A 26,174-nucleotide genomic window follows, 5' to 3' on the forward strand; every position below is an offset into this window, starting at 1 on the left:
GCGAAAAAAACTGCAACTTTTGCCGCGCTCCCCGACTCCATTGTTCATCGCCAAATACACATCTAGCAGGAGTTATCCAATGGCCCGTAAAACCGCCACCCAAGCCGCGCAAGCGGTCGAAGATCAAATCAAGGATCAAGCTTTCAGTGAACTTCAGGCGCTGATCGAGGAGTCGGACAAACTGCTCAAGAGCAGCGCCAGCCTGGTGGGCGAAGAAGGTGAAACCCTGCGTGAGCAGGTGGCGATCAAACTCAAACAAGCCCTGGACTCTGTCTCCAGCGTGCGCGAGCGCAGCAAGCCGGTGGTGGATGCCACCGAGACTTACATCGGTGGCCACCCATGGCAGACCGTGGCCATCTCTGCAGGTTTCGGCCTGGTGGTAGGCCTGTTGCTGGGTCGTCGCAACTGAAGCCCTGGAGAGGGGCTTGCCCCTCTCCCTCATCAACTTTGTGCCAATACTCGCAACCGACTCAACTCTTCACTATCGATAGTAATTCCCTCTACCGCTGCCTTTGCCCGTGAGCGATGGCGACGGTCCCCAGGTAAACGCTTAAGCCCCGCCGCATGCATCTGCCGCACCAATTCCTGGCTGCGCTCGGCAAAGTTCTGTCCGGCGGTTTTGCTCGGGTCGATCACAATCAGCAACTGGCCTGTCCAGGGCGTCTTCGCGCCGGGGTGATTGGACCAGTCGAACTCAAAAGAAAAATGACCGCCCGTCAACGCTGCCGCCAGCAACTCAACCATCATCGACAACGCCGAACCCTTGTGCCCGCCAAACGGCAACAACGCACCGCCTTCGAGGATCGCCTTGGGGTCCTGGGTCGGTTGCCCCAGGCTATCGACACCGGTTCCCGGTGGTACGCGCTCGCCCTTACGCGCCGCAATCTGCACGTCGCCATGGGCGATGGCACTGGTGGCCAGGTCAAAGACAATCGGTGGCCCATCGGCCCGTGGCGCCGCAAAGGCAATGGGATTGGTGCCGAACAGTGGTCGGTCGGCGCCATGGGGTACCACGCAGGTCATGCTGTTGACCACGCTGAGGGCCACCAGCCCTTCTTCGGCGAACGGTTCAACATCGGGCCACAGTGCAGCAAAGTGATGGGAGTTACGGATAGCCAGCACGGCGATCCCGGCGCTGCGGGCTTTTTCAACCAATAACGGACGCGCTGCGGCCAATGCCGGCTGGGCAAAACCATTGCCGGCGTCGACCCGGACAAAGCCTGCAGCGACATCCTCGACCACCGGCACCGCAGCACCATTGACCCAACCACTGTTGAGGGTCGACACATAGCCCGGAATGCGAAACACCCCATGGCTATGAGCACCATCGCGTTCGGCGCGGGCGCAGTTGTCGGCCAGCACGCCAGCGACCTCAGGTGAGGTGCCATGGCGGATGAAAATTTGCTTGAGCAAGGCAACCAGTTCAGTGAAAGCAATCGTCTGCGATGCATTCACCACAGTAAAGGGTGTGGCTGACATCTGAAGCTCCAGTGTAATTATTGGAGGGGGCTACAGCCTGCTGGGTTCAGCCTCTTGATTAAACAACGCGGAGCGAGTGGCCTGTCAACTACCTGTTCTTCTGATGAGAGGCCTGCCCACGCCTAGGGCAGGCAGGTGAGGCATTTTCTGTCGGAATCAGTCCTTCTGGTCCCGCAGCACATTGCCGGAGGCGCCGTCGATGCGGAACTCGTAGACCACACCATCGGACTTGCGCCCTTCCCCTTCCCAATAACCGTCGTTATCCGCCTCGATCTTGTAGATCTCGACGTACCCGGCCTTGGTCTTGGCGGTCTCAATCGCTTTTTCAATGGTGATCCAACCGGCACCCGGGCGATCAGCCAGGGCAGCGCCTGCACTGAGCAAGGTGGTGGCAGCAATCATGGCAGCTAAGGTTTTCTTCAACATTTTCGTACTCCATTTAAACAAAGACAGACACGGTTCCTGTGTTTTAGGGCGTGGTGTTTAAGAAATAGTTCCAATTGATGGGCAATTGCCATGACTGCTGTTCTCGTCACGGGGTCGTGAAGGTTAGAATGTAGGAAATCAGGATGAACCAATGACCGAACAGTCCCTTTCAGAAGCCGAATATGACGCTATCACCGAGGCCGCCGCGCACTGGTGCATGCGTCTGCACGCCTCTGATTGCACGACTGCCGAACGTCAGGCGTTTACACAATGGCACGACGCCCATCCACTGCATGCCTTCGAGTACGCAGCGATGCTGGAAATCTGGGATGTCGCCGATCACTTGCCGCGTATTGAAACCACGCCAACTCCGGTCGTTGTGCCATTCAAGCCACGTAGCCGGTTACGCACTTATGCGGTCGCCGCAGCTGTCTGCCTGGTTGCCTTGCCCCTGGCCGCTTTCACCGGCTGGGAAGCCGGTTGGTTGCCCAGTTCCTATCAGCACATTGAAGCCGAGGGCGGCCTGCGCCAGGTCACACTGAGCGATGGCAGCCAGGTGGAATTGAACCTGGGCACCGAGCTTGTTTATAGCAACTACAAAGACGAACGCCGAGTGACTCTTCGCAAGGGCGAAGCCTTTTTCAAGGTTAGCCATGACGCCGGACACCCGTTCGTGGTCCGGGCTGGCGAAGGGCGTATCCGTGTGACGGGCACCCAATTCAACGTCTGGAAATACGAAGACCAAGTACGGGTTATGTTGTTGGAAGGCTCGGTGCAAATTGCCAGTGACGAGGCCCACAGCGGAGCGCGGCTGTCACCCGGCATGCAGGCCAGTTATAACCGCGGCGACACCAGCCCCAAGGTCAAGCCGATTGACCCTGACGACACCGCCCTCGCCTGGCGCGATGGAAAACTGATTCTCGACAACCTGGCCCTGGCCGATGCCCTGCCGCTGATCAACCGCTACCTGAATACACCGGTGATGCTGGCCGACGCCAATACGGGTGCCATTCGTATCGGCGGGATCTACAACCTCAACGAAGTCAGCAACCTCGTCCCCTCCTTGCCCAAGGTCCTGCCGGTCTACCTGACCCTGAACCAGGACGGCAATCCGGTCCTCAATTCGATACCGCAAAAAACGCCCAAAGGCTGATCACCAACACTTGGCGCCGGGGTCCCGCGCGCTTTGAAGTGTCCACTTTTGAAACACCCATCTCGTCTGAATCAATGGCCCGCTGCGGCATCACCGGATTGTCATCCAGAGTGCTTCATTTCTGAGACAGGCGTGGGCATATGTGGCTGACAGGATCATGGCCAGCGCGCTGTTTCAGGCTTGATACACATCATTTGCCTCCCGCCCTCCCGTATCGTTCAACCAACTGAATACAAAAGAAAAATTAAAAGCGGCACAGCTTCTGCTCTGTTCCTGATAACGCTGTTTAGGGTCAGCGTTACAAAACAAGGAATGCTGCCGTGATCACCTTCACTCCAGGCTCGATGAGCCTCCTGCTGATCAGCTGTGTACTCATCAGTACCGCTGCGTTCGCCGCCGGTGACGGGATCATCGTGATCCAGCGCACGGTACAAGGCCACATGGCCGGCCGCTCCCCTGGTATTGACCCCAATCCAACCACCGTCAGCGCCAATCCTTCCGTACAAGTGCTGCGCGCTACCAGTGGCGAACTCAGCGATAACGATATCGCCGGAGTCGCCAGCGGTTCCAGCATCACTCACGCCATCCTGCCCAACGGTAACCTCCCCGGCATGAACACAATCCAGGCCGCCAGCACCTCGGGCCTTGGAGGTTCAGCCATTGGGCACAGCGGTGGCGGGTCAAGCATGGCCGGGCAAATCAACGGTTCAATTCAGCGCGGCATGACGCCCCTTAACAACATCAGCAACATGATGGGAGGCCAGTGATGAATCGTTCCTGGCTGATCCTCGCGCTGCTGGGCTGCTCATCGGTCATGGCTGGCAGCGACAACAAGGCGCAGATCGATAACTCAGGCCAACAGTATGGCGGCGTCGCCTCGGTCAACCAGGCCGCCGGCAACCAGCAACAACAGATCAACAGCCGATCCATTACGGTCGGTGGCCAGTCCAGTGGCGCTCTCACCCAGAAACTCGACAGCAAGGCCGATCCTTCCCTGAATGCCAAGGCGGCGATCCAGGGCTCTTCTTTCAGCAATGGCAACGGAGTACTGGGCGTCAACCAGTCAGCCGGTGCCAACAACCAATCGATCAATGCCGTGCGGATCAGCATCAATGCAGGTCCCCTAGGCATCGACGACAGCGTCCTGTCACAGCAAAACGTGGCGCTGTCACCAAACTCAGGCCCCACCTCCACCACTGGCAGCCGCCAGGTCGTTACCAGCGACCAGGCCTTCACCGGCAGCCGAGGAGTGGTACAGGTGAACCAGAGTGCCGGGGTGGGGAACCGAGTGGCTAACACCCTGAACCTGCAGCTCAATTGATACCCGAGCTGTTCGCTGGACCGCACCAACACTTAACCCACAATTAGAAGCAAGGAGATACACCATGAAACCCACAATGGCTCTTAAACCCCTGGTTTTTGCTCTAGCTGCGCTCATGGCTGTTGCTGCACAAGCCGGGGGCGGCGGTGGCTGGCACCCTCAACCTCAGCCAAGCGGAACCGTGGCTGCGGTGGTGACTGATACACAAGTGAGCAAGGACAACAAATTCACCGACGAAAAAACCGAAAACAATGCCTCTGCCAACGGTTCACTGAACGGCAGCAATGGCAACCTGGGCGCCAACGTGGCCTCTGGCTCCGGTAACCAGCAAGACAACGCGGCCGCCATTGCCAGCAGTGCCGGCGATGCCTTGACGGTGTTTGCCCTGGTGGATGTGTATCAAGAAAGCAAAGACAACAAGTTCAATAACGAAGGGACTCGCAACAACGCGTCCCTCAACGGCTCGCTTAATGGCAGCTCCGGCAATGCCGGCGCTAACGTGGCAGCCGGTACCGGCAACCAACAGAAAAACAACCTGGCAATCGTGACCTCCGACGGCAAGTCGCTGGCCGCTGTGTCGAATACCGATCAACAGGCACTGGCCAACGTCTATACCAACCAACCTGCTGGCCACGGCGGCTATGGCGGCGCGCAAGTCGTCACCAACAACGCCAGCCTGAACGGTTCGGGTAACGGCTCCTCGGGCAACCTGGGTGTCAACATCGCCGCAGGTGCCGGTAACCAGCAAAGCAACACCCTGTCTCTGGGTAGCGGTTGCACCCAGTGTGCAGCAAACGTTCGCTTCTGATCCAACGGGGCCTTGGCAACAAGGCCCTTTCTTATTCCAGTGTCCAACAGGTCATTCGATCATGCGGATCATCGCCCTCACCCTCCTGCTGCTGTTTGCCGGCCCGGCCTTGGCCGCGCAAATGGCGATTGCCATGCCAGGTGGCCCGGTGATCTACAAGAAGGTCGAGAGCATCCGTGAACGGCGCTTTGCCAACCTGGTGGAACAGAAAACCGATTTCAGCTGCGGTGCCGCAGCACTGGCGACCATCTTGCGCCAGGCCTATTGGATGGATGTGGATGAAGACCACGTCATCAAAGGCATGCTGGTCAATGCCGATCAGGACCTGGTACGCACCCAGGGCTTTTCCATGCTGGACATGAAGCGCTACCTCGAAAGCATCGGCATGCGCGCCCGGGGTTACCGGATTGGGCCTGACACCTTGATCACCGTGAGGATTCCAGTGGTGGTGCTACTGGAAATCCGTGGCTACAAACACTTCGTGGTGATGCAGCGGGCCGACAAGGATTGGGTCTATATCGGCGATCCGGTGCTGGGCCATAAGCGTTATTCGAAAGACGATTTCGTCAAAGGCTGGAATGGCATTGTGTTTGCGATCTTGGGTGAAGGCTACGACAAGGCCAACGTCCTGCTCGCTTCGCCCACGCCCTTGACCGCGAAAAACAAGCTGAACGAGTTCAGCCCGGTCCGTGATTCAGAGCTGATGGACTTCGGTTTTATCCAGAGCGACTTCTTCTAGAAAGCGCCATAAGGAGCAGGACGCTCCAGGAGCACACCATGAACACTTTCCGTTGGCTGACGGTCATGTGCCTGGCAGCCACGATGCCAGTTTATGCCTCAACGGTGTTCAAGCCGATTGAAATGAAGGACTCGGAACTGGCCCAGTTACGCGGGCGCTACGTCATGCCCGGACGGATCATCAGCTTCGGCATCGTCATGAGCAGCACTTGGACCAATGCGGCGGGCGACAGTATTACCGGCAAAGCCAGCATGCAGCTCGACTCGTCCACCATCACCCCACAATTTTATGTGCAAACCACCGGCAGCTCGGGCAAGGGCCCGACGCCAAATACGGGTACCGGCACCGTGGTCGGTGGCGCAGGCCTGGGCAGCGGCCAGGGCGTGACTCAAAGCGTACGCGCGGCCGGCGATGGCAACACGGCCTACAACAATGTCGGCATCAAAGTCAGCGATAACGGCCTGGCACCGGCGAACATCGTGCAATCCGGACAAGTGCTGGTGAGCGGCGGCACCATCATTGGCGATAGCGGCGCTGGTCGAGTCAGCGTCTCCGCCACCCATGGCGGCCTGCAAATGGCCATTCAGGCCAACCAGAACCAAGGCAACAGCGTGCAGCAGATCGGCGGCGGGAGTGTCCTGCAGGGCACGGTTTTGCAAGGCAACAGCAACTTCGTCAACAACATGACCCAGCTCAATGTGGTCCTGGGAAACAACAGCCTCGGCAACGCGGCCCTCAATTGCAATTTGGATCAACTCAAGAACCTACGCTCAATGGGTTATTGAACTACGCTGAGCCTCGACACCCACGTACTAGAAAAGGACGGCTTTCATGCCTCGATCATTATCGCTACGTGCGGTGGTCTGTTTAAGTACACTCCTGCCCGCAAGTTTGTTATATGCCGCACCGGACGCCGATATCGAAGCCCTCAAGCAGCAACTGATGGAGCTTAAACAACGTTACGAGGTGCAGCAAAAAGCCCTCGCTGTCCTTGAACAGCGCGTGCGTCAGGTGGAGGATCAGCCGGCGGCACCAACGCCCAAACGCTTGGCCAAATCCCCCGCAGATTTCCAGAAAGGCCGATCTACCGTGGCCGCCAGTACTTCCGGCGCCGCCGGTGGCAGTTCCTACGGGCAATCCCTCAAGGACGACTCGGCCCCCGCTCAAAGCGTGAGCAATCTGTATAACGAGGCCAGCGGCTTCTTCGGCAACGGCAAGTTCAGCTTTGAAACCGGCGTCACCTATGCCCGCTACGATGCCCGTCAGTTGACCCTCAACGGCTTTCTGGCGCTGGACTCGATCTTCCTCGGCAATATCAACCTGGACCGAATCAAGTCTGATAGCTGGACTGTCGACCTGACGGGACGCTACAACCTCGATAATCGCTGGCAGTTCGATGTGAACGTGCCCGTGGTGTATCGCGAATCGACCTACCAGTCCGGCGGTGCCAATGGTGGCAGCGGTACGGCGACCTCTGAAGAGTCGGTCAGTCGCAATCCGACCATTGGCGACGTCAACTTTGGTATTGCCTACAAATTCCTCGACGAATCAGCCAGCCTGCCGGACGCCGTCGTTTCGTTGCGGCTCAAGGCGCCCACAGGTGAAGACCCGTTCGGTATCAAACTGGTGCAATCCCCCAACAACACCAACCTGTATGTGCCGGAGAACCTGCCCACCGGGAACGGTGTCTGGTCGATCACCCCCGGCATTTCGCTGGTCAAGACCTTTGACCCGGCGGTGTTGTTCGGCTCGCTGTCCTACACCCATAACCTTGAAGAGTCCTTTGGCGACATCAGTTCCACGGTCAATCAAAAGGTCCCCGGCAAAGTGCGGTTGGGTGATAGCTTCCAGATCGGCGCCGGCGTGGCCTTTGCCTTGAACGAAAAGATGAGTATGTCGTTCTCGGTCTCCGACCTGGTGCAACGCAAGAGCAAGCTCAAGCCTGACGGCGGCGACTGGCAGTCGGTGGTATCCAGCGACGCCAACGCCGGTTACTTCAACGTCGGCATGACCATCGCCGCGAGCGACAACCTGACCATCGTGCCCAACCTGGCCATCGGGATAACGCCGGATGCGCCGTCCTTCAGCTTCAGTCTTAAGTTCCCTTACTACTTCTAACCCCGGCAAAAGGAAAAGCCCCGTAACGATAAGAGTCGTTACGGGGCTTTGTTTATCCACCCTAGCGGATCTGGTGTTTGTGCAGCAACCGGTAGAACGTCGGCCGGGACACCCCCAGCACACGGGCCGCGACACTCAGGTTGTCGCTGTGCCGGTTGAGCACATCACACAGCGCCTGGCGTTCAGCACGGTGCTTGTAATCTTCCAGGGTAGCCATTGGCAAGGCGATGGACTGGTGGCTTTGCAGCCCCAGATCCATGGCTTCGATCTGCCGCCCTTCGGCCAGGACCAGACCACGGCGTACCCGATTGGCCAATTCCCGCACATTGCCCGGCCAGGCATGTTTACCCATGGCCACCAGCGCGTCCTCGCTGAAACTGCGGGGACGGCGGCCGGTTTCGCGGCTGTAGAAATGGGAAAAATGATTGGCCAGCATGCCTACGTCACCGTGGCGTTCACGCAGGGGCGCGGTCATCACCTGCAGGACGTTGAGCCGGTAATACAAATCTTCGCGAAAGGTGCCCTTCTCAATCGCAGCTTCCAGATCGACGTGGGTCGCTGCCAATACCCGTACATCCACCGGAATCGGCAGGCTGCCCCCCACCCGCTCAATGTGCTTTTCCTGGAGAAACCGCAGCAGGTTGGCTTGCAACTCCATGGGCAAGTCGCCGATTTCATCGAGAAACAAGGTACCGCCATGGGCCGCCTCGATCCGCCCGATCTTGCGCTGGTGCGCGCCCGTGAACGCGCCCTTTTCATGACCAAACAGTTCGGACTGGATCAGATGCTCGGGAATCGCCCCGCAGTTGATTGCCACGAAGGGCTTGGCATGGCGCTGGGATTGCCGATGCAAAGTTCTGGCGACCAACTCCTTACCGGTGCCGCTATCGCCCCGAATCAATACCGGCGATTCGGTGGGCGCCAGTTTAGCCAGCAGTTTGCGCAGTTCGCGGATCGGCCGGCTGTCACCCAGCAGCTCATGCTCCTGCTGATCCACCTGGGTATTGCCCTGGCCCCGTAGCCGTGCCATGCCAAAGGCGCGACCCAAGGTCACCTGAACTCGGGACACGTCGAACGGTAGCGTGTGAAAATCGAAGAACCATTCGCAGACAAAGTCTCCGACGTTTTGCAGGCGCAGCATTTCCGGACTCAGCACGGCAATCCATTCGGTGCCGCTGCGACTGATCAATTCCTTGACTGCTTCGGGTCGGCTCAGGTGAAACGGCTGCAGGCGCAGTAGCCCTATATCACAGGAGCGGTCGCCGACGGCTTCCAGGGCACAACTGTCCACATCCCACCCCACCGTGCGTAAACCGGGCAGTAACCGATGGCAATCATCGCAGGGATCGACCACAAGCAGGCTACGTTGGGCAGGTGTAACGACCATGACTATTCCTTGGCGTCAAAATCACTAAAATTATTTAGAAACAGTAGGTTGGGAATGCTGTCGGTAACCCTAGCAAGATCTTGACGCGGGCTTGTATCGTTTGGCTATAAAGCTGTCAAAAAACCGATTTTTTTCGAGATGCGAAAAGCCAGTCCAATCTTTCACCAAACTTTCAAAATCGCGCCTTACATGACCTTAATCACGGAAAGTTGAAAATTGTTGTTCTAACATGTGACCCGCACCCCGCCATCGTGCATCAGTACAAGTACAAGCCGAACGGTAAGCCCAACCGACGGCAGATCATTTGATTGGGCATTTAGCGAGAAGACCCTATGAACGCCCCGCTCCGTATCAACGAAGCACTTTTGATTGCAGACCGCGCCTTCAAACCCTTTCAGTGTGTGGCTTGGGCCCAGGACGGTAATGGCGAACTCAGCCTGGCCGTCATCGATCGGACCAATACCCGCATTGGCAGCAAACAGGTGTCATTCAGTACTTACTCCGATCCGGCACAGTTGGAAGATCTGCTTACTCAAGCGCGTTCCGAACTGAGCAAAGATGGCTACACCCTGCAATCCTGGGACATGCCCAAGTAACACCAGACGAAGTCGAGTCGACGGAACATGTTCCGTCGCTCGACTTCGCGATCTAACGAATTAACAAACCTCTTTCCTGCTACTTGCTGATTAACGTCAAAATAATTCCCCTCGCGACTTGATCTTCTCTTCTCTCTGCGGCACGTTGCGCGCTTCTGCCCAAAGGAGCACCCCATGCCCGAATCAATGGCCAAGGCCTTCACCCACAACTTCCTCGGTCATTCGCCCCGTTGGTATAAGGCCTGCATTCTTGCATTCCTAATCCTCAATCCATTGGTGCTCTGGGTATTCGGCCCGGTGACAGCCGGCTGGCTACTGGTAGCCGAATTCATTTTCACCCTGGCCATGGCGCTGCAGTGCTATCCGTTGATGCCCGGCGGCCTGTTGATGGTTGAAGCATTGCTGCTACGAATGACAACGCCCCAAGCGCTGTACGACGAATTGCTGCACAACTTCCCGGTGATCCTGCTGCTGATGTTCATGGTGGCAGGGATCTACTTCATGAAAGATTTGCTGCTGTTTCTGTTCTCGCGATTGCTGTTGGGGGTTCGATCGAAAGCGCTGCTGGGGCTGATGTTTTGCTTTCTGTCGGCATTTCTCTCGGCCTTCCTTGATGCTTTGACCGTGACCGCCGTGATCATCAGCGCGGCCGTGGGTTTCTATTCGGTGTATCACCGCGTCGCGTCCGGTAATGACCCACGCCAGGACAGCGAATTCAGCGATGACCAACACCTGCCTGCCTTGCACCACGCCGACCTGGAACAATTCCGCGCCTTCCTGCGCAGCCTGCTGATGCACGGTGCAGTCGGCACCGCCCTGGGCGGCGTGTGCACCTTGGTGGGCGAACCGCAAAACCTGTTGATCGGCCATGAGATGGGCTGGAATTTCAGCCAGTTCTTTACCCGAATCGCACCGGTGTCTTTACCGGTGCTGGCTGCCGGCCTGATCACCTGTGTATTGCTGGAGAAACTGCGTTGGTTCGGATACGGCACGCTGTTGCCGGACAACGTACGCAAGGTGCTGGCCAATTACGCCCAAGAGGACAACGCCGAACGCACTCCGCGCCAACGCGCGGCCTTGATCGTCCAGGGGCTGGCAGCGTTGATTCTGATCGCCGGGCTAGCGTTTCATGTGGCTGAAGTGGGCCTGATTGGTTTGCTGGTAATCGTCTTGATCACTGCCTTCACCGGCATCACCGAAGAGCACCGCATCGGCAACGCGTTCAAAGACGCCCTGCCCTTTACTGCGCTGCTGGTGGTGTTCTTCGCCGTGGTGGCGGTGATTCACGATCAACAACTGTTTACCCCGTTGATCCAGTGGGTGTTGGCGCTGCCAGCCGATCAACAACCTGGGATGCTGTTTATCGCCAATGGGCTGTTGTCGGCCATCAGCGATAACGTCTTCGTGGCGACGATCTACATCACCGAGGTCAAACAGGCATTTGTTTCCGGGCACATGAGCCGCGAGCATTTCGAAACCCTGGCGATTGCCATCAACACTGGCACCAATCTGCCTAGCGTCGCGACACCCAACGGCCAGGCGGCGTTTCTGTTTTTGCTGACGTCGGCGATTGCGCCGTTGATTCGCCTGTCGTACGGGCGAATGGTGTGGATGGCGCTGCCGTATACGGTGGTGATGGGATTGCTGGGCTGGTACGCGGTGAGTTACTGGCTGTAAAGGGGGAAAGGAGGCTGCAATTGCAGCCTCCTTGTCATCGGGCTGAAAGAATAAACCGCTCGATCGCTTCCGCCGCACCGTCCTCGACATTACTGCCGGTGACCACCGTGGCTTGCTGCTTGACCACTTCCTCGGCCTGGCCCATGGCTATCGATAACCCGGCCACATGAAACATGGCGGGGTCATTGCCGCCATCGCCGATGGCCGCTGTCTGCTCCAACGGAACGCCCAGGTACGCCGCCAGGGTTTTCAAAGCCTCGCCCTTGTTGGCCTTCATCGCCGTCACGTCCAGGAACACCGGTTGTGAACGGGAGACCTGGGCCACTCCTTTGACCTTGGGTAACAGCTGCGCTTCCAACTCGATCAGCAATTGAGTGTTGGTACTGGCGGCGACGATCTTGTTGACCCGATCCAGATACGGCTCGAAGCTCTCGACCACAATCGGCCCATAACCCAAACCGTGCTCCTCCCGTACCGCCATCGGACCACCTGGATCGCGACGCAGCCAGTCACCGTCGGCAAACAGCCAGACTTCAACGTCAGGCTGTTCAGAAAACAAGGCCAGCGCAATCAGTGCTGCCTCGGCCGGCAGATGATGGGAAACCAACACGCTGCCGTCGGGATTGACCAGCGTACCGCCATTAAAACCCGCTATCGGCACGTCGACGCCCAATGCCTCAGCCTGTTGCAACATGGCCTTGGGCGGGCGCCCGCTGGCCAGGCTGAAGAACACCCCGGCGTCGCGCAGCGCGCGAACCGTATCGATGGTGTACTGACTGAGACTGTGATCCGGATGCAACAACGTGCCGTCCATATCACTCAGGACAAACCGGATGGGATGGCTCGGCGCGTCACTCATCCGAGGCCGTGCCAGGTTCGGCCATCGCGAGCCAGCAACTCATCAGCCGCCGCCGGACCATCTTCGCCAGCCTTGTAGGTTTGAATACCATCGTCTTCTTTCCACGCATCCAGGAATGGCTGCACCGCACGCCAGCCGTTCTCGATGTTGTCGGCACGCTGGAACAGCGTCTGGTCGCCGGTCAAGCAGTCATAGATCAGGGTTTCGTAACCCGTCGACGGCTGCATCTCGAAGAAGTCCTTGTAGGCAAAACCCAACTCGATGTTGGCCATGTCCAGGGTCGGCCCGGGCTTTTTCGCCAGCAGGTCGAACCACATGCCTTCATTGGGCTGGATCTGGATCTTCAGGTAAGTGGCCTTCAGTTCGTCCACCTCAGTGTCGCGGAACTGCGCGTAAGGCGCCGGCTTGAAGCAGATAACGATCTCGGTGTCGCGAATGCTCATGCGCTTGCCGGTACGCAGGTAGAACGGCACACCGACCCAGCGCCAATTATCGATCATCACCTTGAGGGCGACGAAGGTCTCGGTGCTGCTGTCAGGCGCGACATTGGCCTCTTCGCGGTAACCCGGCAGCGGCTTGTCGCCGACAACGCCGGCGGTGTATTGGCCACGCACCGAGTTAGCCCGGGCATCTTCCAGGGACCAGGGGCGTATCGCGCCAATTACCTTGGCCTTTTCCCCACGCACCGCATCAGCCCCAAAGGCAGCCGGCGGTTCCATGGCGACCATCGCCAGCAGCTGGAACAGGTGATTGGGCACCATGTCCCGCAACGTGCCGGTGTGTTCGAAGAAACTGCCACGGGTTTCCACACCAACCGTTTCGGCGGCGGTGATTTGCACGTGATCGATGTAGTGGTTGTTCCAGAACGCCTCGAACAGCACGTTGGAGAAACGGCTGATCAGGATGTTCTGGACCGTTTCCTTGCCCAGGTAATGGTCGATGCGGTAGATCTGCTTTTCGCTCATGACCTTGAGCAGGCAGGCGTTCAACGCCTCGGCGGTGGCCAGGTCGGAACCGAACGGCTTCTCGATCACCACCCGGCGGAACGCCTCGGGGGTTTCTTCCAGCAACCCTGCACGCCCCAGGCGCTGCACCACCTCACTGAAGAAGCGCGGTGCAGTGGCCAGGTAGAACACCGCATTGCCGGTGCCGCTGGCGGCGATTTTCGCCGCCAGGTCGCTGTAGGTGCTGTCATCGAGGAAGTCACCCTGGACGTAGCTGATGCCCTTGGCTAACTGGGCCCATAACTCGGGGTCGAGGGCGTCTTCGGCATTGCCCTTGACCTTGCTGGCGGCCTCGGTGCGAATGAAGTCTTCGAGTTTCTTGGCGAAGTCGGCATCGCTGATGGCGTTGTGATCAACGCCCACAATGCGTAAACCGTCACCCAGCAAACCATCGCGGTTGAGGTTGTACAGCGCCGGCATCAGCAGGCGCTTGACCAGGTCGCCATGGGCGCCAAACAGAAACAGCGTGGTTGGTGGAGCAGGTTCGGCCTTGGATTTCTTGCCGTTGGCGGTCATTTTTTGGAAGTCTCCACATGGCCGCCAAAACCAAAGCGCATGGCAGACAGCATCTTGTCCCCGTAGGTGCTCTGCTGACGGGAACGGAAGCGCGCGAACAACGAGTTGGACAACACCGGTACCGGCACCGATTGCTCCATGGCCGCTTCGATGGTCCAGCGCCCTTCGCCGCTGTCGGCGACCGAACCGGAATAACCGTCGAGCTTGGGATCGACCGCCAACGCATCGGCGGTCAGGTCCAGCAGCCAGGAGGAAACGACGCTGCCGCGACGCCAGACTTCGGCGATATCAGCCACATTGAGGTCAAAACGCTGGTCTACCGGCAGGTTTTCCGAGGACTTGGTCTTGAGGATGTCAAAGCCTTCAGCGAAGGCCTGCATCATCCCGTACTCGATACCGTTGTGGATCATCTTGACGAAGTGCCCGGAACCGGCAGGGCCGGCGTGGATGTAGCCACGTTCGGCACGGTCGTCGGTGGAGGTCCGATCCTTGGTGCGCGGGATGTTACCCAGGCCCGGCGCCAGGCTTTCGAAGATCGGGTCCAGACGTTTGACCGTCTCGGCATCGCCGCCGATCATCATGCAGTAACCGCGCTCCAGGCCCCAGACGCCACCGGAGGTGCCGACGTCGATGTAATGCAGGCCCTTTTCCGACAGGGTTTTGGCCCGACGGATGTCATCTTTATAGAACGTATTGCCGCCATCGATGATCACGTCACCGTCATCCAGCAGTTGGCTCAGGGTTTCAATGGTGTCTTCGGTCGGTGCGCCTGCCGGCAGCATGACCCAGACGGCCCGTGGCTTTTGCAGCCCGGCGACCAGCGCAGGCAAATCGGCGACGCCGGTGGCGCCCTCTTCACTCAGGCCTTTGACGAATGCTTCATTGCGGTCGTAGACCACGGTGGTATGCCCATTGAGCATCAGGCGCCGCGCAATATTGCCGCCCATGCGGCCTAGTCCGATAATCCCCAGTTGCATGTGCTGATGCTCCTTACTACTCATAAATACAAAAAAATGTGTGACATAGTTTATAGCGCAATGAGGCTAATGAGGGTTAGTCCAGAGCGGATTGGCATAGTTTCATGAGAAATAATGGCCACTCTTTCGCCTCTACTGCGGCAAAAGTCACAGTGACCATGAAAAATAAAAAAGTTCCCTTGAGCAAAAAAAGAAATCAGAATTGGCGCCGACTGTTGCTCGACGCTACCAAGAAGTGTCCGAGCACCGCGATGCACCGGCCATTTGCGAGGTAAGCAATGAGCGCAACACATCAGATGACACGCCCGCCACAGACCCTCTACGTCACGATTCGTCGCGATGAACTGCGCCAGCTGAAAGATGAGCGCGACCAATTGCAAGAGGAGGTCTTGCGCCTTCGCGCGCCTGTAGCCGCTGCCGAGGCACGAGGCTGCGATGGGGTGCGCAGCAGCCCTCTCTAGACGCCCCGGCGTATCGCAGAGCCGCCGGCGCAATTGTGTCAGATTTAACTCACAAAGTTTTCACACGCCTTTCTTGATAATCCCGCGCCAAAGGGGCGCCCCCACGTGCGGGAGCCCTCCTGTCGTGCACCTGTGCGCACGGCAACGGTGAAAAATTATCGGATGGAGCGCTGGATGGCGATGTTTAAACGCAGCACTACGTCTGCGAAAGGGTTCGATTGGTCCGGCCTTGGCTGGATGTTCCTGTTTTTCTGGTACTTCTCGGGTATTACCCAATTACTGATCCAACTGACCGGCACTTCCGGCTTCAGCGGTTTCCGCCAGGCGTTCTTCATGAGTGCGCTGTGGCTGGCGCCCATGCTGTTGTTCCCACGGCGTTCGCGCCTGATTGCTGCGTTGATTGGTGTGGTGTTGTGGGCCTGCTCCATGGCAAGCCTGGGTTACTTCTTCATTTACCAGCAGGAATTCTCCCAAAGCGTCATCTTCATCATGTTCGAGTCGAACATCTCTGAAGCGGGCGAATACGCTACCCAATACTTCGCCTGGTGGATTGTCCTGGCATTCCTGGCCCACACCGCCGTGGCAATTTTCTTGTGGACCCGAGTACGCCCGGTCTACCTGCCACGCGGCCAGGCCATGCTGGCCGCCACAGCCATCGTGATTGCCATCATTGGTTACCCGCTGGTCAAGCAGATCGCCAGGACCGACTCCATGGAGCTGGCGATCGACCGCTTCGAAAGCCGGATCGAGCCGGCAGTGCCATGGCAGATGATCGTTGCCTACCGCCGCTACACCGAGCAACTGGACAACATGCAAGGCATGCTGGACAGCGTCAGCAAGATTCCACCGTTGACCAATCTCAAGGACAGCATGGCCGGCCAACCGTCGACCCTGGTGCTGGTGATCGGCGAGTCCACCAACCGCCAGCGCATGAGCCTGTACGGCTACCCGCGCAACACCACGCCGGAGCTGGACAAGCTGCGTGACCAGATGGCGGTGTTCGATAACGTCATTACCCCACGTCCCTACACCATCGAGGCACTGCAACAGGTACTGACCTTCGCCGACGAAGAGAGCCCGGACCTGTACCTCAAGACGCCGTCCCTGGTCAGCGTGATGAAGCAGGCCGGCTACAAGACCTTCTGGATCACCAACCAGCAGACCATGACCAAGCGCAACACCATGCTCACGACCTTTTCCGAACAGGCCGATGAGCAGGTGTACTTGAACAACAACCGCAACCAGAACGCCCGTCAGTACGACGGCGACGTGCTGGAACCGTTTGCCAAGGCCATGGCCGACACTGCCGAGCGCAAGTTCATCGTCGTGCATCTGCTGGGCACTCACATGAGCTACCAGTACCGTTACCCGCCGACCTTCGACAAATTCACCGATCGCCAGGGCGTGCCGGCCGGTGTCAGCGACGATCAGTTGCCGACCTACAACAGCTACGACAACGCGGTGCTGTACAACGACTTCGTGGTCTCCAGCCTGATCAAGGACTACGCCAAGACCGACCCCAATGGTTTCTTGCTGTACCTCTCCGATCACGGTGAGGACGTCTACGACTCCGCAGGCCACAACGTCCTGGGTCGTAACGAAGGCAAGCCAACGGCACCGATGTACACCATTCCGTTCATGGCCTGGGCGTCACCGAAGTGGCGCGAAAGTCATGACTGGAATTTTGCCGGCGACTTGCAGCGTCCCTTTAAGAGCTCGCAGTTGATCCATACCTGGGCAGACATGGCCGGTATCACTTTTGATGAACTGGACCCTAGCAAGAGCCTCATCAACGACAACTTCAAGGCCAGGCCACTGATGATTGGCGATCCTTACGCCCGTCAGCAAAAGCCCTTGATTGATTTCAGCCTCCTGGCACCGAAGAAACCCGACCCGGCCAACGTCGTCGTCAAGTAACCCACACTCACGGGCTTCACCCGCGCAATGCGATGAAGCCCGATGTTGTTTACGCGCAAAGATAATAATTATTCTCGTTTAAAGCTAAAGATCCCCGCCTCCCTTCGTCTTTGAGCCAATGGCTTTTTTTCAAAGACGACAAGGAGTTCGCCGCGATGTTCGCGCCCATCACTCGATCCATGACCCTGACCGCAGGCCTGCTGAGCCTGGCCATGAGCCCGGACTTGCTGGCTGAAACCGAGGTTCGACAAGAAGTCGAAGAGCCTCCAGCGACCCTGGAACTGGCCAGTACCAACGTCACCGCCGACAGCCTCGGCTCCAACACCGAAGACACCGGTTCCTACACCACCGGCGCCATGAACACAGCAACGCGGCTCAACCTGTCGATCAAAGAGACCCCGCAGTCCGTATCGGTCATCACCCGCCAACAAATGGACGACTTCAAGCTGGGCACCTTGACCGAGGTGATGAACCAGACCACCGGTGTTGTGGTGCAACGCACCGACTCCGAACGCTTCAGCTTCTATTCGCGCGGCTATAGCATCCAGAACTTCCAGATCGACGGGATGCTCAATACCTTCTCCGGCTTGAAGTCGGACTCCGACACGATTATCTATGACCGCATCGAAGTGGTGCGCGGCGCCACTGGCCTGACCACGGGCGCTGGCGACCCGTCAGGCACCATCAATATGGTGCGCAAGCGCCCTACCCATGAATGGGCGAGCAAGGTCGGCGTCAGCGGTGGCAGCCATGACAATTACTACAGTTACCTCGACGTCGGGGGCCCGCTGGGCTTCGATGGTCGCTTGCGTGGGCGTACGGTGCTGGCCTATCGCGACAGCAAGTCGTTCCGCGATCGCTATTCGGTTGAACGCAAGGTCGGCTACGGCATCCTTGAAGCCGACCTGACTGACGACACGGTACTGGCAGTGGGTTACGACTATCAGGACAAACAGGTCGAGGGCGCGACCTGGGGCAGCCTGCCTTACTGGAACTCTTCGGGAGGCAAGGCCAATCTGCCACGCCACAACAACATCACTCAGTCCTGGAGCAACTGGCCGCTGACTGACCGTACGACGTTCGCCACGCTGGACCAGCGATTGGCCAATGACTGGCATCTGAAGGCCGCCTACACCCATCGGGAGAGTGAAACCGATGGCAAGGTTTACTACGGTGGCCGTGGCTACCCGAACGCTGATCGCAGCGGGATCGTGGCCTATCGCAGCCACTGGGCGGGCGAAGACAAGATGGATGCGGTGGACTTCAACATCGCCGGCCCTTATTCACTGCTGGGCCGCGAACATGAGGCCATGATCGGCTATGGCCAGGCACGTCATCGTGACAACGAGCCTTACATCATTGACGGCGGCGTACCGGGAGACTACGACAAGATTGCCGACTGGAAGCACCCGATCAAGGTTCCCGAGTTTGCGGATGAAACCACCGACCTCGATGCCAATAACAGCAGCACCTATCAAAAAGCTGGATACGTGGCGACACGCCTGAGCCTGAGCGACGACTGGCATGCGGTGCTGGGTAGCCGTTATGGCAGTTGGAAGACCAGCAGCTCGACTTACAAATACGATGGCAATCGCCAACTGACCTCCGCCCAAACCAGCCGCCAGACCCATAACGACGTCTGGACACCATATGCAGGGTTGCTTTACGACATCAATCAGGACTTCACGGCGTACGTCAGCTACACCGACATCTTCAAACCGCAGACGCAAAAGGACGTAGGCGACAAGTACCTGGAACCGATTGTCGGCAAGAACTACGAGCTGGGCCTCAAGGGGAGCCTGTTCAATGACCGCCTCAACCTGTCCAGCGCCGTCTTCTGGACAACCCAGGACAACGTGGCAGAAGTCGACGACTCCGTACCGCCCGGCCCCAAAGGCGAGGCGTACTACAAGTCCGGCGGCAAGGGCAACAAGGTACAAGGGTTTGAGTTGGAGGCTGTCGGCGAAGTGTTGCCCGACTGGAACCTGACGGCGGGCTACACGTACACCCATTCGGTCAATGGTGAAAAGCAGCGCAACAACACCCAGCAGCCCCTGAACTTGCTCCGCGCCTCCACCACCTATCGCCTGCCTGGCGCCTGGAAAGGCCTGACAGTCGGTGCGGGCCTGAGTTGGCAGAGCGACATCTATGGCTTTGGCAACCGGCCGGTCGGGCGTGACACCACTGGAAAAATCATCACCCAGAGGACCGAGATCCACCAGCAAGCCTACGGCCTGGTCAACCTCATGTCCCGCTACGCGTTCGACAAAAACCTTTCGGCATCGCTGAACGTCAACAACCTGTTCGACAAAAAGTACTACAACAACGTCGGTTTCTATAACGGCGTTTACTGGGGTGATCCACGCACCATGACCCTGAGCCTGGACTGGAAGCTCTAAATCCCACATCTGGTCAAGGGACCCCGAAGTTAACGAAATCGTTAACTTCGGGCCACCCTCACGTTAACTCCCACTTAATACAATTGACCCACACTTCGCCCATGACGCTGATCACGGACGAGGCAGACACCAATCACACTTAATGGGAACACATACGATGAAACTCTCGACTTTGATGCTTGCTGGCCTGATGACCTTAACTTCCGCAGCCGCTTTTGCAGAAGGCGGTTCTGAACGTTCGAAGGAGTTCTACAACAACTTCACGTTCATGCAGGAAAAAAATCACGGCACTATCGAACAGACCGCCGCCGCACAGGCCAAGAAAGTCAATTCAGACGCTATCGAGAAAAATGACACCACGCAACAACCCAACAGCTGATTTCACGAAACACCCTGCGCTATTGCGCTCCGATAGCGAAGGTTTACTTGGCGCCCATTAATGGGCGCTTTTTTTTGACTGTTTTTCAATAAGCTTTCCGCAACATTACAAATAATCCATTCATCACCTGAAATGACTCTTAAGTATTAATATCGCGTTAATGATCAGGGTGCCTGCAGAAGTAGTCAGGAAACATTCAGAATTAATTATAACAGCCTTTTATCCCTTTCTCCTTGTAGGACCAACCGCCTTGTGAAACCAGCCAGTCAGCCTAGCGACCGATCGTCGCACCTGCGCTAAAACCCCGTTTTAGAAGCCTTACCCCCTTGACCCTATAGCTACTTCAAGGCTCAGAATTCTCCTACTTTCGGGACTACAAACCCCGCAACTATTATTATTTCTTCATGTTTTATAGGTGAACTTTCATGCGCATTCTTGTCGTCGAGGACGAGCCAAAAACGGCCGACTATTTACATCAGGGCCTGACTGAAAGTGGCTATGTCGTCGACTGTGCCGCCAATGGTATAGACGCACTGCACCTGACGGCTCAACAACCTTATGAGCTGGTACTTCTTGACGTCAATCTTCCGGCGAAAGATGGTTGGCAAGTACTCGAAGAGCTGCGTCAGAACACCACGACCCGCGTGATGATGTTAACTGCCCGTGGCCGACTGGCAGATAAGATCAAGGGCCTGGACATGGGAGCCGATGACTACCTGGTCAAACCCTTTGAATTCCCCGAGTTACTGGCCCGTGTTCGTACATTGTTGCGACGCAGTGAGCATATGCCGCTGCCGGAAGTATTTCGCGTGGCTGATCTTGAACTTGATCCGCGTCGGCATCGGGCTTATCGCGGCACACGACGCATTGATTTGACCACCAAGGAATTTGCACTTCTGCAAGTGCTGATGCGCCAGAGTGGAGAAGTAATGACCCGCACCCAGATTATTTCACTGGTTTGGGACATGAACTTTGATTGCGATACCAACGTGGTAGAAGTTTCCATCAGCCGCTTGCGGGCCAAGATTGACGACCTGAGCGACCTCAAGCTGATACACACCATCCGGGGCGTCGGTTATGTGCTGGAGGTACGTCAGTGAAGTCCTCCAGCCTGTCGATGCGCCTTGGGTTGACCGTCAGCCTGATGGGCGCAGGCCTGGTGTTGTTGCTGGCAACCCTGGCTTACCTGGCTCTCAACCATGAACTGGATAGCCTGGCGCGCAAGGGCCTGGAAAGCAAGATGGGGCAACTGCTACACAGCCTGACCCAAGACCTGAAGTCCAGCGACATCGCCGCGGCTCCCCATTCAGTGCTGGACCTGGTGATGGCCCATGACAACCTTTACCTGACCATCACGAGCACCGACCCTACTGCGGCCCCGCTACTCAGTGTCGGCGCCCGCTCGCAAGTGCCGTTGCTGACTGACTTTGCCGCCAGTGAAAGCCTCGGTTACCTGAACTGGACCGACAGCACCGGTAATCAGATCCTCAGCGCCTCCAGCCTGATGCGCTTGCGCAACGGCGAGAACGTGCGGGTACTGTTGTCCCTGAATCGCACCGATGATCAGGCCCTGCTCAGTGCCTACCTGCGCTCCACGGTGATTGCCCTGCCTTTGCTGCTGATATTGATCGGCATCGGCGCCTGGTGGGTGGTGCAACGCGGCTTGGCTCCGTTGCAACAGTTCAGTCGCATTGCGGCAAAAGTCACTACTCAGGACCTGACTCATCGCTTGTCCGTGGACAACCTGCCCAGGGAGCTCGGCGAACTGGCCCAAGGCATCAACTTCATGCTGCATCGCCTGGATGGCGGCGTGCAGCAACTGTCGCAATTCTCCGACGACCTGGCCCATGAGTTGCGCTCGCCCATCACCAACCTGATGGGCAAGGCCCAGGTGACGCTGTCCCGAGAACGTCCGCCTGCGGAATACAAGGCAGTGCTGGAGTCGAGTACCGAGGAACTGGAGCGTTTGACGCGGATCGTCAGCGACATGTTGTTTCTCGCCCAGGTCAGCCACCCAGCAGCGCGGGTGGCCTTTGAACAGGTGTCTCTGGAGCAGGAGGCGCGGCGGGTCATGGACCTGTTTGCCTTGAGTGCCGAGGACAAACACCTGACCCTGAGCCTCTCGGGCGAGGGCTCGGTTCATGGTGATCGGTTGATGATTCAGCGAGCGATTTCCAACCTGCTGTCCAACGCCATCCGCCATAGCCCTCGGGCAGCGAGCATTTCGTTGCTGGTAGAAACCCATGCCGACAGCGTGTCGCTGTCAGTGGGCAATCCCGGTGCAGGAATTGCCGCGCAACACTTGCCGCACTTGTTCGAGCGCTTCTACCGCGTCGACAGCAGCCGTGCCCGGGCAGAAGGCGGGACGGGCCTGGGGCTGGCTATCGTGCGCTCGATCATGAACCTGCATCAGGGCCAGACCGAAGTCAGCAGCCTGCAGGGCAGCTTTACCCTGTTCCGGTTGGTGTTTCCCGGCCCTGTCACAGACTTATAAGTACGCCTGCCGCGCCGCCCAGGGCCACCACCAGCCAAGGCGGCCATTTCCAGATCATCAAAGCCAGCAGTGCCAGCAGCATCAAGGCGAAGTCCATTGGTGCCAGGATGCCGGTGGTCCATAAGGGTTGATACAAGGCCGCCAGCAATAACCCCACCACGGCGGCGTTGACACCCGCTAACGCAGCCTGTGCGCGGGGGTTGGTACGTAATACCTGCCAGAACGGCAAGACACCGACCACCAACAGCATTGAAGGCAGGAAGATCGCGAGGACACACACCAGCGCGCCAACCCAGCCGTCGATGGCCGCGCCTAGAAAAGCCGAAAAACTGAACAGCGGCCCGGGCATCGCCTGGGTCGCCGCATAACCGGCCAGGAACGTATCACTGTCAACCCAACCGCTCGCCACCACCGTCTGTTCCAGCAACGGCAACACCACATGCCCGCCCCCGAACACCAGGGCTCCCGAATGGTAGAACCCGACAAAGAGCTGCAGCAGCGTCGCACCAGAGTGCTGCGCCCACCACGGCAGGCCGAGCAGCAAGATCACAAACAGTGCCAGCATGGCGCCCCCCGTTCGCCTTGATACGCCGATGACCAGCGCCTGCTCGTGTCGCATCGTGGAAGGCTTGAGCAAACAGACACCGAGCCCCGCCGCCATGACCATGATCAACACTTGGCTGACCGGTGCCGACCATAGCACCGCCACACATCCCGCCATGATCGTCAGAGCCCAGCGTCGACTGTCAGTACAGAGCATGCGCGCCATCGCCCATACCGCTTGGGCGACAACGGCCACGGCCATGACTTTAAGCCCATGAACCAGCCCGTCTGGCAGGCGACTGCCCCAGGTTGTCAAACCCAGGGATAATGCGGTCAATGCCACTGCAGACGGTAACGTAAAGCCGAACCATGCAGCCAACGCGCCGCGATAACCAGCCCGAGACAACCCCAGGGCCATGCCCACCTGACTGCTGGAAGGCCCAGGTAGAAATTGACACAGGGCGATCAGTTCAGCGTAAGAGGCCTCACTCAGCCAGCGACGGCGTTCGACGAACTCGGTACGGAAAAAACCCAGATGAGCCACCGGTCCGCCAAACGCGGTAAAGCCCAGGCGCAGGAAAATCAACAAGACGCGCCAAGCGCTTTCAGGGGGGTGGCTCTTGGCCCTGGCGGTGGCGATCATGGTCTCAGTCCCTAAAGAGGCTTGCTCCAGAACAGCATACGGCCATAGGCGGGATCGAAGATCGAATCGTCGAAACCGAACTTGCGGTATGACGCTTGAGCCACGTCATTGCCTTCAAGCACCTCCAGGGTGATCTTGCTGCAACCACGTTGACGAGCAATTTCCTCGACCTTTTGCAGCATTTTCTGGCTCAGCCCCAGGCCACGGAATTTGTCCATGACCACCACGTCGTGGACGTTGACCAGTGGCCGACAGGCGAAGGTCGAGAACCCTTCGAAACAGTTGACCAGGCCGGCCGGGACTCCGTTCACAAACGCCAGCACACTGAATGCGTGAGGGCGTTTGGCCAACTCGGCCGGTAGTTGCAGCAGACGGTCGGCGGGCAGTTCCTGACCGCCACCCATTGGGTCTTGTGCGTAATGATTGAGCAACAGGCCAAGGGCCTCGGCGTGTAGAGGGTTGCTGTAGCTGGCTTGCAGCACCAGTATATCTGCGGCGTCCATTTCCTTCCTCGATAACGACTGAACGGGGACGACTTCCCCTCAAAGGGGTCGATTGTAAGCATGGAGCCCGCATTAGATGAAGGAGATTAACTACATACACCTGCGTGAAAGCGCGAATTTACCCCGCAGGGAAGTCAATTTTCTATTGGTTACAGCGCTTTTTCAGACACGGGAGTAGCAAAACGCTGCAGCTGCATTTCCTGCAAGCGGCTCAAGGTTCGGCGAAACGGGAACTCCAGATAGCCCTCGGTATAGAGGCTTTCCAATGCCACCTTGGCCTCGATATACAGCGGCACCTTACGGTCGTAGCACTCGTCCACCAGGGCAATGAAACGCCGGACACTGTCGTCATGCACGGATAACTCGGGCAACTCCCGATCACCGGCATCCACGCGCAAGGCGGCGTCCTCCGTGCCACGCGCGATCCGCCCCGGACGTTTTTGGGCGCTCAGGTTGGGCACTTCTCCCAGCAATATCACCTTGAAGCGATCGCACAGCAGCATGAAGTCCATAGCCGCCAAGGGTTGTTCACACAGATCACAGTAGCGGCACCACAGCACCGTATCGCTGGACCGCACGGCAACGACGCAGCGATAGCCAACGACGACCGGAGCGCTGCTGACGGCCTGCCCATTGCTCAGTTGCCCGAACACCTCGGCCAGCGCCTGGGGCTGGTCGACCCAGTAACGCTGTACCCCAACGCCTGGATGCAGACGGTGATCCTCCCCGCCGTCGACCGCCACCACTTGCATATGCCGTTTGATTGCCTCAATGCCCGGCAGGAACCGGTCGCGATTGAAGCCATCGGCATACAACTGGTCCGGTGGCTGATTGGAGGTGCAAACCATCACCACCCCTTCCTCGAACATCACCTGGAACAGCCGACCAAGGATGATGGCGTCGCCGATGTCGTTGACGAACAACTCGTCGAAACACAACACCCGCACTTCCTGGCTCAGCTCTCGGGCCAGGGCCTGCAACGGATCGTGAGTGCCCGTCAATTGGAACGAGCGCTGATGCACCCAACCCATGAAGTGATGAAAGTGCTGGCGCCGCGCCGGCACCCGCAGCGTCTCGTAGAACTGATCCATCAACCAGGTTTTGCCACGGCCGACCGGCCCCCACAGATACACCCCGGTGACCGGCGTGCGGCCTTGGTGCAAGGCTTCATGGCACTGTTGAAGGGCCTGCACCGCCCGCCTTTGAGCGTCATCGGCGATGAAGCCGTTCTGGGTGATGGCGTGTTGGTACGCGGAGAGTGGCGAGTCGAAAGTCATACGAGGCAGTATGCCATGACCTTGCGCTCCTGTAGCCGCTGTCGAGGTACGAGGCTGCGATGCGTGTCCGCAGGACCGCCGCCCTGGGGCCGCTACGGTCGAGCGCGACCCCGGTCCCATCGCAGCCTCGTACCTCGGCAGCGGCTACACCGCTTACAGGGAAATATCCAGCCGGGAAATCTTCCCGGCCTCGTTCAGCCGAAAGGTGTAGCGCAACTCCAGGGGGCTGCCCGGAAAGCTGCCGGTTATCAGGTTGCTGACCAGCACCTTGCCGGCACGGTGCTGGACGTTCAGCACCTCGACCTTCGGCTGGTAACGACGCCCCGTGTCTTCCATCCAGCGGGCGATGGCGGCCGTACCGACCTGGTGCTCACCTTCATCGAACACATTGGCATCTTCGGCGAAACAGTGAGTCACAGCCGAGGTATCTCTGGCGTTGGCCGCCGCGATGTAAGCCACAATCGCCGGCGCCAGTTCAGGGGTGGGTTGGGACATGCT

26 protein-coding genes are annotated in these 26,174 nt (G+C 58.3%); 16 read left to right on the forward strand and 10 right to left on the reverse strand.

Annotated elements, in window-relative coordinates:
- The first annotated feature begins 79 nt into the window (after nt 1–79).
- The gene (locus tag J7E41_RS10430) at nt 80–409 is read left to right on the forward strand and encodes a DUF883 family protein (RefSeq protein ID WP_214992434.1); all 330 of its coding nucleotides are present in this window, start codon (nt 80–82) and stop codon (nt 407–409) included.
- 32 nt (nt 410–441) lie between these two features.
- Here J7E41_RS10430 and J7E41_RS10435 read toward each other — a convergent pair whose 3' ends face one another.
- A complete protein-coding gene (locus J7E41_RS10435) occupies nt 442–1,479 on the reverse strand; it encodes an Ldh family oxidoreductase (protein WP_214992436.1) in 1,038 nt (345 codons plus the stop codon).
- 156 nt (nt 1,480–1,635) lie between these two features.
- Nucleotides 1,636–1,905, reverse strand: coding sequence for a PepSY domain-containing protein (locus J7E41_RS10440; RefSeq protein ID WP_214992438.1), 270 nt, complete (start codon nt 1,903–1,905; stop codon nt 1,636–1,638).
- A 151-nt stretch (nt 1,906–2,056) separates the two neighbouring features.
- Here J7E41_RS10440 and J7E41_RS10445 point away from each other — a divergent pair, with 151 nt between their 5' ends.
- From J7E41_RS10445 to J7E41_RS10475, 7 genes are all read left to right on the forward strand, one after another.
- On the forward strand, nt 2,057–3,058 hold the full coding sequence (locus J7E41_RS10445; protein ID WP_214992440.1) for a FecR family protein: 1,002 nt from the start codon (nt 2,057–2,059) through the stop codon (nt 3,056–3,058).
- 320 nt (nt 3,059–3,378) lie between these two features.
- Entirely contained in the window at nt 3,379–3,825 is a 447-nt protein-coding gene (locus J7E41_RS10450) for a hypothetical protein (protein ID WP_214992442.1), read from the forward strand.
- A complete protein-coding gene (locus tag J7E41_RS10455; protein WP_214992443.1) occupies nt 3,825–4,379 on the forward strand; it encodes an adhesin in 555 nt (184 codons plus the stop codon). The genes J7E41_RS10450 and J7E41_RS10455 overlap by 1 nt, the downstream gene beginning before the upstream one ends.
- A gap of 64 nt (nt 4,380–4,443) precedes the next feature.
- The gene (locus J7E41_RS10460) at nt 4,444–5,187 is read left to right on the forward strand and encodes a hypothetical protein (protein ID WP_214992444.1); all 744 of its coding nucleotides are present in this window, start codon (nt 4,444–4,446) and stop codon (nt 5,185–5,187) included.
- Between the two features lie 61 nt (nt 5,188–5,248).
- Nucleotides 5,249–5,926, forward strand: coding sequence for a C39 family peptidase (locus J7E41_RS10465; protein WP_214992445.1), 678 nt, complete (start codon nt 5,249–5,251; stop codon nt 5,924–5,926).
- A 38-nt stretch (nt 5,927–5,964) separates the two neighbouring features.
- Nucleotides 5,965–6,711: a hypothetical protein gene (locus J7E41_RS10470; protein ID WP_214992447.1), complete on the forward strand. Its 747-nt coding sequence runs from the start codon at nt 5,965–5,967 to the stop codon at nt 6,709–6,711.
- Nucleotides 6,712–6,757: 46 nt separating this feature from the next.
- Complete coding sequence (locus J7E41_RS10475; protein ID WP_214992449.1) at nt 6,758–8,044, forward strand: hypothetical protein; 1,287 nt, start codon at nt 6,758–6,760, stop codon at nt 8,042–8,044.
- A 61-nt stretch (nt 8,045–8,105) separates the two neighbouring features.
- Here J7E41_RS10475 and J7E41_RS10480 read toward each other — a convergent pair whose 3' ends face one another.
- The gene (locus J7E41_RS10480) at nt 8,106–9,431 is read right to left on the reverse strand and encodes a sigma-54 dependent transcriptional regulator (protein ID WP_214992452.1); all 1,326 of its coding nucleotides are present in this window, start codon (nt 9,429–9,431) and stop codon (nt 8,106–8,108) included.
- A gap of 332 nt (nt 9,432–9,763) precedes the next feature.
- On the opposite strand from J7E41_RS10480, the gene J7E41_RS10485 reads away from it, so the two are divergent.
- Both J7E41_RS10485 and nhaB read left to right on the forward strand, forming a co-directional pair.
- Nucleotides 9,764–10,027 carry a hypothetical protein gene (locus J7E41_RS10485; RefSeq protein ID WP_214992456.1) on the forward strand — a complete coding sequence of 88 codons (264 nt, stop codon included), beginning with the start codon at nt 9,764–9,766 and terminating at the stop codon, nt 10,025–10,027.
- 174 nt (nt 10,028–10,201) lie between these two features.
- Nucleotides 10,202–11,704, forward strand: a complete 1,503-nt coding sequence (gene nhaB, locus J7E41_RS10490; RefSeq protein ID WP_214992458.1) for a sodium/proton antiporter NhaB — start codon at nt 10,202–10,204, stop codon at nt 11,702–11,704.
- Between the two features lie 34 nt (nt 11,705–11,738).
- Here the strand turns inward: nhaB and J7E41_RS10495 are convergent, their stop codons facing one another.
- The 3 genes from J7E41_RS10495 to gnd are packed head-to-tail and all read right to left on the reverse strand — an operon-like array spanning nt 11,739 to nt 15,084.
- Complete coding sequence (locus J7E41_RS10495) at nt 11,739–12,563, reverse strand: HAD family hydrolase (protein ID WP_214992460.1); 825 nt, start codon at nt 12,561–12,563, stop codon at nt 11,739–11,741.
- Nucleotides 12,560–14,083 (reverse strand): glucose-6-phosphate dehydrogenase, encoded by a 1,524-nt coding sequence (zwf, locus tag J7E41_RS10500; protein WP_214992462.1) that lies wholly within the window; start codon nt 14,081–14,083, stop codon nt 12,560–12,562. Before zwf ends, J7E41_RS10495 begins: the two co-directional genes overlap by 4 nt.
- Nucleotides 14,080–15,084, reverse strand: coding sequence for a phosphogluconate dehydrogenase (NAD(+)-dependent, decarboxylating) (gene gnd / locus J7E41_RS10505; RefSeq protein WP_336604611.1), 1,005 nt, complete (start codon nt 15,082–15,084; stop codon nt 14,080–14,082). The genes zwf and gnd overlap by 4 nt, the downstream gene beginning before the upstream one ends.
- Nucleotides 15,085–15,356: 272 nt before the next feature.
- Between gnd and J7E41_RS10510 the strand changes: the two genes are divergently transcribed.
- The 6 genes from J7E41_RS10510 to J7E41_RS10535 all read left to right on the forward strand — a co-directional run bounded on the left by J7E41_RS10510 (nt 15,357) and on the right by J7E41_RS10535 (nt 22,710).
- Complete coding sequence (locus tag J7E41_RS10510) at nt 15,357–15,521, forward strand: DUF6026 family protein (RefSeq protein WP_251029453.1); 165 nt, start codon at nt 15,357–15,359, stop codon at nt 15,519–15,521.
- 174 nt (nt 15,522–15,695) lie between these two features.
- Nucleotides 15,696–17,438, forward strand: coding sequence for a phosphoethanolamine transferase CptA (locus J7E41_RS10515; RefSeq protein ID WP_214992464.1), 1,743 nt, complete (start codon nt 15,696–15,698; stop codon nt 17,436–17,438).
- A gap of 155 nt (nt 17,439–17,593) precedes the next feature.
- The gene (locus J7E41_RS10520; protein ID WP_214992467.1) at nt 17,594–19,837 is read left to right on the forward strand and encodes a TonB-dependent siderophore receptor; all 2,244 of its coding nucleotides are present in this window, start codon (nt 17,594–17,596) and stop codon (nt 19,835–19,837) included.
- Nucleotides 19,838–19,994: 157 nt separating this feature from the next.
- Nucleotides 19,995–20,216 (forward strand): hypothetical protein, encoded by a 222-nt coding sequence (locus J7E41_RS10525; protein WP_214992470.1) that lies wholly within the window; start codon nt 19,995–19,997, stop codon nt 20,214–20,216.
- 425 nt (nt 20,217–20,641) lie between these two features.
- Entirely contained in the window at nt 20,642–21,316 is a 675-nt protein-coding gene (locus J7E41_RS10530) for a heavy metal response regulator transcription factor (protein WP_214992473.1), read from the forward strand.
- Complete coding sequence (locus J7E41_RS10535) at nt 21,313–22,710, forward strand: heavy metal sensor histidine kinase (protein ID WP_214992476.1); 1,398 nt, start codon at nt 21,313–21,315, stop codon at nt 22,708–22,710. The genes J7E41_RS10530 and J7E41_RS10535 overlap by 4 nt, the downstream gene beginning before the upstream one ends.
- Here J7E41_RS10535 and chrA read toward each other — a convergent pair.
- From chrA to J7E41_RS10555, 4 genes are all read right to left on the reverse strand, one after another.
- Nucleotides 22,697–23,896, reverse strand: coding sequence for a chromate efflux transporter (gene chrA / locus J7E41_RS10540; protein ID WP_214992478.1), 1,200 nt, complete (start codon nt 23,894–23,896; stop codon nt 22,697–22,699). The genes J7E41_RS10535 and chrA overlap by 14 nt on opposite strands.
- Before the next feature lie 11 nt (nt 23,897–23,907).
- A complete protein-coding gene (locus tag J7E41_RS10545; protein ID WP_214992480.1) occupies nt 23,908–24,399 on the reverse strand; it encodes a GNAT family N-acetyltransferase in 492 nt (163 codons plus the stop codon).
- Nucleotides 24,400–24,548: 149 nt separating this feature from the next.
- A complete protein-coding gene (gene zapE, locus J7E41_RS10550) occupies nt 24,549–25,676 on the reverse strand; it encodes a cell division protein ZapE (RefSeq protein WP_214992482.1) in 1,128 nt (375 codons plus the stop codon).
- A 153-nt stretch (nt 25,677–25,829) separates the two neighbouring features.
- Nucleotides 25,830–26,171, reverse strand: a complete 342-nt coding sequence (locus J7E41_RS10555) for a nuclear transport factor 2 family protein (protein WP_214992485.1) — start codon at nt 26,169–26,171, stop codon at nt 25,830–25,832.
- Between the last annotated feature and the right edge of the window lie 3 nt (nt 26,172–26,174).

This window comes from Pseudomonas fluorescens, assembly GCF_018614655.1.
GTDB lineage: Bacteria > Pseudomonadota > Gammaproteobacteria > Pseudomonadales > Pseudomonadaceae > Aquipseudomonas > Aquipseudomonas fluorescens_BX.